Below are 7493 nucleotides of genomic sequence, written 5' to 3'. Positions count from 1 at the left end.
AAAGTCCGGGCTTCTGGCCGCGGGCCCAGGGCGCCGCCAGGACCGCGCCGCGGGCGAAGATCGCCGGGTCCTCGGCATGGTGGGAGAGCGTGATGCGCTCGCCGGTGCCGGCAAGGATCACGCTGTGGTCGCCGACGACCGACCCGCCGCGCAGCGTGGCGAAGCCGATCGAGCCCGCCTTGCGCACGCCGGTATGGCCGTCGCGCACCCGCACGCTGTTGCGGGCAAGGTCGATGCCGCGCCCCTTGGCCGCCGCCTCGCCGAGCAGCAGCGCCGTGCCGGACGGCGCGTCGACCTTGTGGCGGTGGTGCATTTCCAGGATCTCGATGTCGAAATCCTCCGGGTCGAGCGCCTTCGCGGCCTGCTCGACCAGCACCGCCAGAAGGTTGACGCCAAGGCTCATATTGCCGGATTTGACGATCGTCGCGTGGCGCGCGGCGGCGGCGATCCTGGCATTGTCGTCGGCCGAGCAGCCGGTGGTGCCGATGACATGGACGATGCGCGCCTGCGCGGCATAGCCGGCGAATTCGACGCTCGCCGCCGGCGCCGTGAAATCGAGCACGCCGTCGGCCTTGGCGAAGGCCGGCAGCGGATCGTCGACGATCGGCACGTTGATGATGCCGATGCCGGCAAGCTCGCCGGCATCCTTGCCGAGATGGGGGGAGTCCGGCCGCTCGATCGCGGCGGCGACGCGCGCGCCGGGCATGGTGTGGATGGCGCGGATCAGCGTCTGACCCATGCGGCCGGCGGCGCCAACCACGACCAGGCCCATATCGCCGGCTTCGCTCATGCGCTTCTCCTGACGGTCTTCTTGGCGCGGCTGCGCGGTGCGGGAGTTTGAAGCGGCTTGGCGTCGTCGACAAGCCCCAGCCCCTTCTTGCCCTGGATGCGGTGGAAGCGGGCATAGATGCCATGCGGGTCGGCCATCAGCGTCGCATGCGTGCCTTCCTCGACCAGCCTGCCCTCTTCCAGCACGATGATATGGTCGGCATTGACCACCGTCGACAGCCGGTGCGCGATGACGATCGTCGTGCGGCCTTCCATGACATGGGTCAGCGCCTCCTGGACGCGCGCCTCGGCCTCGTTGTCGAGCGCCGAGGTCGCCTCGTCGAGCAGGAGGATCGGCGCTTGGCGCACGATGGCGCGCGCGATCGAGACGCGCTGGCGCTGGCCGCCGGAAAGCGTCGAGCCGCCTTCGCCGACCGGCGTGTCGTAGCCTTGCGGCTGCTGGCGGATGAACTCGTCGGCCGCCGCCAGTTTCGCCGCCTGCTCGATCTCGGCGTCGGTGGCCGACAGCCGGCCGAAGCGGATGTTGTCGCGGATCGTGCCCTCGAACAGATAAGGCGCCTGCGCCACATAGGCGATCGATTGGCGCAGCGAATGCTTGGTCACCTTGGCGATGTCCTGGCCATCGACCTCGATCGAGCCCTTGTCGACGTCGTAGAAACGCTGCAGCAGCGCCACCAGCGTCGACTTGCCGGCGCCCGAGGCGCCGACGATGGCCGTCACCTTGCCGGCCGCGGCGGTGAAGCTCAGGTCCCGCAGCACCGGCATGTCGGCGTTGTAGCCGAACGTCACATTGTTGAAGCGCACCTCGCCGGTGGTGACCTTCGCCTCGACCGCGTCGGGCGCGTCGCCCTGCTTCGGCTCGAGGTCGAGCAGCTCGTAGATCATGCGCGCATTGACCAGGGCGCGTTCCATGCCGACCTGCGTGCGCGCCAGGCGCCGCGCCGGGTCGTAGGCCAGGATCAGCGCGGTGATGAAGGAGAACACCGCGCCCGGCGGTTGCCCAAGCACCAGCGCCCGATAGCCGGAATAGGCAAGCACGGCGGTGACGGCGAGGCCGCCCAGGATTTCGGAAATCGGCGACAGCCGCTCCGCGACGCGGGCGATCTTGTTGTTACGCTGCTCGGCCGTGTCGGCCATGATGCCGATGCGGCGCGCCAGCTCGTCCTCCAGGGTGAAGGCCTTGACGATGGCGATACCTTGCGTCGCCTCCTGGACCGAGCCGTTCAGCCGCGAGTTGATCAGCACGGATTCGCGGTTGATCTTGCGCAGGCGGCGGGTGATGTAGACGACGGCCCAGATCAGCGGCGGCCCGATCAGCAGCGAGCTGAGCGACAGCACCGGATCCTGGTAGATCATCACGCCGACGAGGGCGACGAGCGAGACCGCGTCGCGGCTGATGGAGGTCAGCGTCAGCGACAGGAGATCGCGGATGCCGCCGACATTCTCGTTCACCTGAGCGGCCAGCCGTCCGGAACGGGTCTCGTTGAAGAAGTCGACGCCGAGCTTCATCAGATGGTCGAAGCTGCGCTTCTGGTAGCGGGCGACCAGATTGTTGCCGATTCTGGCCAGCGCCACCGCCTGGCCGTAGCCGGCGAAGCCGCGCAGCACGGAGGCGCCCATGAAACCGGCGCAGATCCAGACGATCATGTCGCTGCGCCGTTCGTAGAAGATCTGGTTGATCATCGGCGCCATGATCCACGCCGTGAAGGCGGTGGCGCCGGAAACAATCAGCAGGCAGGCGACGGCAACGACATAGGTCCAGCGATATTCCTTGCCGTTTTCGGCCAGGATGCGGCGCAGCACCGCGCTGACCTCGGTGGGCTGGACTTTCAGTTTGAGGGAAGTTTGAACGGTCAAATCAAGGGCGCTTCGTGGGTTTTCGTCGGGCAGGGCTGCCTCTCGGCACCCTCTTAGCGCCCCGGCTACGGCTTGCCTATGGCGAAACTTCGTCGCGGACCCGCTCACGGCGTGAGGTCCCGACCCAAGGCGCACAGGTTGGCGATCAGCTGAAACGCCCATGGCTTCGTCATCCACGGGCGGAGCAAGGAGCGAAGCGACGCGGCGTAGACCCGAGGATCCATTCCGTGACTTCGCAGCGCTGCAGCTGTGCAGAATTCTGCTCCGCTGCGTTCCACGGCTTAGGTCATGGCATGGATTCCAGGGTCTTCGCGACGGAGCTTCGCTCCTGCTTCGCCCTGGAATGACGAGGCTCGCCGACGTCGAGACCGCAGACATTGGCCCTGCCCGGTCGACTGCGTGGCTTCAGGCCCGCCAGTGCCGCCCCGCCGTGTTGACGCCGAACAGCGACGGCGTCCTGGCATAGGCGGCAAGCCCGAGCAGCGCCGCCAGCGGATGGGTGATGACATAGACCGGCATTTCGCGCATCAGCGCGCTGTGCGGCGCCTTGTCCTCGAAGGCGGCGCGGAAATTGCCTTCCTTCAGTGCCGGCACGATTTTTTGCGCGATGCCGCCGGTCAGGAACACACCGCCCCGGCCCATGAACACCAGCGCCAGGTCGCCGGCGGTGCGGCCGAGGCAGGTGACGAACAGCGCCAGCGCCTCCTCGGCGACCGGGTCGGATTTCGCAAGCGCCGCCGCGGTGATCTCGGCCGGCGTGGTGAAGGGCGCCTGCTTGGCATCGGCCTTGGCCACGGCGCGATAGACATTGACCAGCCCGCGCCCGCACAGGATCTGCTCGCCGGAGATGCGGCCTTCGAGCTTGTCGATATGCGGGAACACCTGGAAGTCGCGCGGCGTGCGCGGGCCGATATCCATATGCCCGCCCTCGCCCGGCACCGGGATCCAGTGGTCGAGCGCATAGATCAGTCCGGCGACGCCAAGGCCGGTGCCGGGGCCGAGCACGACGCGGCTCGCATTGGGTTCCGGCGTGCCTCCGCCGATCTTTTCCATATGCTCCTCGCCGAGCGCCACGACCGCCAGCGCCTGCGCCTCGAAATCGTTGAGCACCACGACCTCGCTCAGGCCCAGATTGGCGATCATTTGCCGGGGCTTCACGACCCAGGGGCAGTTGGTGAGCGGAATCTCGTCGCCGTCGACCGGCCCGGCGATCGCCAGCACCGCCGAGTTCGGCTGGATGGACGAGCGGTCGAGCACCGCCGCCTGGATCGCGTCGTCGATGGTCTTGAAATTCGCCGTCTGGACGATCTGCGGCTCGGTCGCCTCGGAATTAGCGTCGAGCACGATCGAGAAGCGCGCATTGGTGCCGCCAATGTCGCCGATCAGGACCGGAAACCGCAGTCCCTTCTCGTCTTCGCCTGCCATGCTCGTGATCGTCCTCGTTGCGGCGCCACTGCGCCGTTTCAATCGATTGACTAGCGCATGACCCCGGAAAGGGGAAGCCCGCTTCGGCGTCAGTTCCCCGGTCTAGGCCTTGGCAGCGGAATGCCGATCTTGGGCGTCGGCGCGAAAGCGCTCGCCGCCGCCGGCATCGCGGCATTGCCGCTGGAGATCGTGTCCGCCGGCTCGGTCGGCTGCGGTTCCGCCACGGCGACCGCGGTGGCGCTGCCGCCCTGGTAGGTCACGGCCGCCAGCGACGGCGCATCCGTCGCGGCGAGCACCGCCTGGCACTCTTTCGGCAGATTGGCCATCGTCATCAGGTCGCGGGCCTTGGGCGCATCGGGGTTCTTGTTGGGCCGCCACGGCTCCTCGGTGAACCACCAGGCCAGCGGCTTGCCGCAGCCGTCGTCCGCGGGCGTCGCCTCCTGCCCCTTGCAACCGGGCGAGCCCGGCTGGCAGCCGATGCGCATGTGGAAGTGATAGTCGTGACCCCAGAACGGCCGGATCTTGCGCAGCCAGGAACGGTCGCCGGTGACGGTGTCGCAAAGCGCCTTCTTGATGCCGGGATTGACCAGGATGCGCTCGACTTCCGGATAGCTCGCTGCGCGCTTGAGCAGCCTTGTGTGCGCCGGCGTCCACAGCGCGTCCTTCACCAGATGCGTCTTCTCGTCGACCATCAGCGTGGCGCTCATCGATTCGCGCTGGGCGATGGTGAGCGGCCGCTTCGGCATCGGCGTCAGCCAGATGTCGGCGTCGAGCCCGATCTGGTGCGAAGCATGGCCGGTCATCATCGGTCCGCCGCGCGGCTGGGAGACGTCGCCGACCAGAAGCCCCGGCCAGCCATCGGCTACCGCGTCGCGCGACAGCTTTTCGATCAGCGCGATCATGGCCGGATGGCCCCAGCGCCGGTTGCGCGAGGGGCGCATCACTTCCCAGGTCGGACCTTCCATCGGCAGGGCGACGCCGCCGGCGAAGCAGCCCTTGGAGTAGAAACCGAAGGATTGCGCGGGCACCACCGCAGGCAGTTTCTTGGTGCCGAACAGGTCCTTGGCGCGCGGTTCGGCCGAAATCGCCGCCGCGACCAGCGCAGCCAAGGTCACCAGCGCCAGCGCGGCGGTCAGGAACGGCTTCCTGTCGGGCAGCGATCGCAAATTCATCAGGCCGGATCCCTCTCCAGTCAATCCGTTTGCGGCACGGTCAGGAACGAATCATACCACGCCGCGCGTCCCGCATCGATCTTCAGCGCCTCATCGGGCTGCGCGGCGCTCCGTCCCGCCAGTTGCCCTCGGCCCACATCCGCTCCAGCGCCACCCGGTAGTTCGGGAACCGGAAGCGATAGCCGGCCGCCTTGATCGCCTTGTTGGCGACCCGCTTGTTCTCGCCATAGAAAGAACGCGCCATGGGCGAAAGTTGGGCGGTCTCGAAGGGAATTTCCGGCGGCGGCTCGACGCCCATCAGCCCGGCGGCGTAGGCCACGACATCCTGCGGCGGCGCCGGCTCGTCGTCGGTGACATTGAAGGTGCCGCCGAGGTTGCCGCCGGCGAGGTGCCAGAGCGCGCCGGCAATGTCGTCGCAATGTATGCGGTTGAACACCTGCCCCGGCTTGACCAGCCGCCGCGCCGTGACCTCCTCGAGATTGGCCAGCGCGTTGCGGCCTGGCCCGTAGATTCCGGAAAGCCGCAGCACCACCACCGGCTTGCCGATCTCGCGGCCAAGCGCCAGCCACTCCTGTTCGGCCGCCACCCGCATCACCGAACGCTTCGACACCGGCCGGCAGTCGCTCGCCTCATCCACCCAGGCGCCGCCATGATCGCCATAGACGCCGACGGTCGACAAATAGCCGATCCACTCCAGCGTCGGCATCTTTCCCTTGAGCGCATCGCCGGCGGCGTTGAGCACCGGGTCGCCGGCTTCGTCGGGAGCGACGGAGACGATGAGATGCGTGGTTTTGGCGAGCGCATCGCCGAGCTCGGGCGACAGCGCGCCGTCGAATTGCAGCGGCTCGATGCCGGCCGATCGCAGCGCCTCGAACTTTTCCGGCGCCCGGGTCGTGCCGGAGATCGGCGCGTGCTGGGCGTTGGCCCGCGCGAAAGCCTTGCCGGAATAGCCGGCGCCAAAGATAAAGAAGCGTCTTTCGCTCATCGATGAACCTCTACGGATGCCAAGCCCGCCAGCCATTCTTCGCGAACCGCCGCATCGGTCTCGGTCCTCGAAGCCGTGGCGGCAAGCTCGCCAAATTCGCGGTCGGGGAGCAGTCGCGACAGGGCCCAGATTGCCGCACCCCGCACCAGCGGCGAGGCGTCGCCGAGCAGGCCACGCACAATGGGCGCCAGCAACGGGTCGCCCGAATTGCCGGCGGCGATCAGCACGTTGCGCACAAAACGGTCGCGGCCGATGCGCTTGATCGGTGAGCCAGTGAAGAAGGCGCGGAACGCCTCGTCATCGAGCGCGAGCAGGTCCGAGAGCTTCGGCTCGCGCAAATCCTCGCGTGCGGCAAGCTTCGCCTCCGAGGCCGCGCTGGCGAATTTGTTCCACGGGCAGGCGGCCAGGCAGTCGTCGCAGCCATAGATGCGGTTGCCGATCTTGTCGCGGAATTCGCGCGGGATCGGCCCCTTGTTCTCGATGGTCAGGTAGGAGATGCAGCGCCGCGCATCGAGTCGGTAGGGCGCGGGAAACGCATCGGTCGGGCAGGCGTCGAGGCAGGCGCGGCAGGAGCCGCAATGGTCGATCTCGGCCTCGTCGGGCTCAAGCTCGGCTGTGCTGAAGATCGTGCCGAGGAACAGCCACGAGCCATGCGCGCGGCTGACCAGGTTGGTGTGCTTGCCCTGCCAGCCGAGCCCTGCGGCTTCCGCCAGCGGCTTTTCCATCACCGGCGCCGTGTCGACGAACACCTTTACGTCGCCGCCCGCCTTGGCCACGATCTTGCCGGCGATCTCCTTCAGCCGGCCCTTCATCACGTCATGATAGTCGCGGTTTTGCGCATAGACCGAGATCGCGCCGCGGTCGGGTCTTGCGAGGATGTCACGTGGATCCTGGTCGGGGCCGTAATTCATCGCCAGCACGATGATCGAGCGCACGTCCGGCCACAGCGTCGAAGGTTCGGCGCGGCGTTGAAGCGTCTCGGCGATCCAGCCCATCGAGCCGTGGAAACCGTCGGCGACGAATTCGGCCAGGCGTGCGGGCGCCAGCGGGATCGCGTCCGGGCGGGTCACGGCGACCGCCTCGAAGCCGGCGCGGCGCGCCTCCGCGTCGATCAGCGCGCGCAAGGTTTCAGAAGTCGAGGTCCGCATAATGCGATACCGGCGACAGGCCGCGCACCCGGTCGGAGAGCAGCGGCCGGAAGGACGGCCGCGATTTCACCCGCGTGTACCATTCGCGCGCGGCGCTGTGTTCGCGCCAGTCGATCT

General features: G+C 67.8%; 6 protein-coding genes and 1 pseudogene. All 7 read right to left on the bottom strand.

Annotated elements, in window-relative coordinates:
* The coding region (gene dapB / locus EOA24_RS21195) for a 4-hydroxy-tetrahydrodipicolinate reductase (RefSeq protein WP_127410036.1) at positions 1-790 on the bottom strand (790 nt) is incomplete at its 3' end.
* Positions 787-2646: an ABC transporter ATP-binding protein gene (locus EOA24_RS21190; protein ID WP_126080315.1), complete on the bottom strand. Its 1860-nt coding sequence runs from the start codon at positions 2644-2646 to the stop codon at positions 787-789. The genes dapB and EOA24_RS21190, both read right to left, overlap by 4 nt.
* Before the next feature lie 405 nt (positions 2647-3051).
* Positions 3052-4071, bottom strand: a complete 1020-nt coding sequence (locus EOA24_RS21185; protein WP_127258699.1) for a glucokinase — start codon at positions 4069-4071, stop codon at positions 3052-3054.
* 89 nt (positions 4072-4160) lie between these two features.
* Complete coding sequence (gene mepA, locus EOA24_RS21180) at positions 4161-5243, bottom strand: penicillin-insensitive murein endopeptidase (protein ID WP_126080313.1); 1083 nt, start codon at positions 5241-5243, stop codon at positions 4161-4163.
* 82 nt (positions 5244-5325) lie between these two features.
* Entirely contained in the window at positions 5326-6228 is a 903-nt protein-coding gene (locus tag EOA24_RS21175) for an SDR family oxidoreductase (protein WP_126080312.1), read from the bottom strand.
* The gene (queG, locus tag EOA24_RS21170) at positions 6225-7376 is read right to left on the bottom strand and encodes a tRNA epoxyqueuosine(34) reductase QueG (RefSeq protein WP_126080311.1); all 1152 of its coding nucleotides are present in this window, start codon (positions 7374-7376) and stop codon (positions 6225-6227) included. Before queG ends, EOA24_RS21175 begins: the two co-directional genes overlap by 4 nt.
* Positions 7357-7493: pseudogene (locus EOA24_RS21165) on the bottom strand (glutathione S-transferase family protein); the annotation flags it as partial. The gene queG and the pseudogene EOA24_RS21165, both read right to left, overlap by 20 nt.

Origin of the sequence: Mesorhizobium sp. M2A.F.Ca.ET.039.01.1.1 (genome assembly GCF_003998035.1) — a bacterium.
In the GTDB taxonomy this organism is placed as follows: Bacteria; Pseudomonadota; Alphaproteobacteria; order Rhizobiales; family Rhizobiaceae; genus Mesorhizobium.
The sequence above is the reverse complement of the archived record's forward strand: the minus strand, read 5'-3'. Positions and strand labels throughout refer to the sequence as shown.

Coding starts and splice junctions, on each gene's coding strand:
- EOA24_RS21185 (WP_127258699.1), bottom strand. CDS start 4,071: ATGGCAGGCGAAGACGAGAAGGGACTGCGGTTTCCGGTCCTGATCGGC.
- mepA (WP_126080313.1), bottom strand. CDS start 5,243: ATGAATTTGCGATCGCTGCCCGACAGGAAGCCGTTCCTGACCGCCGCG.
- EOA24_RS21175 (WP_126080312.1), bottom strand. CDS start 6,228: ATGAGCGAAAGACGCTTCTTTATCTTTGGCGCCGGCTATTCCGGCAAG.
- queG (WP_126080311.1), bottom strand. CDS start 7,376: ATGCGGACCTCGACTTCTGAAACCTTGCGCGCGCTGATCGACGCGGAG.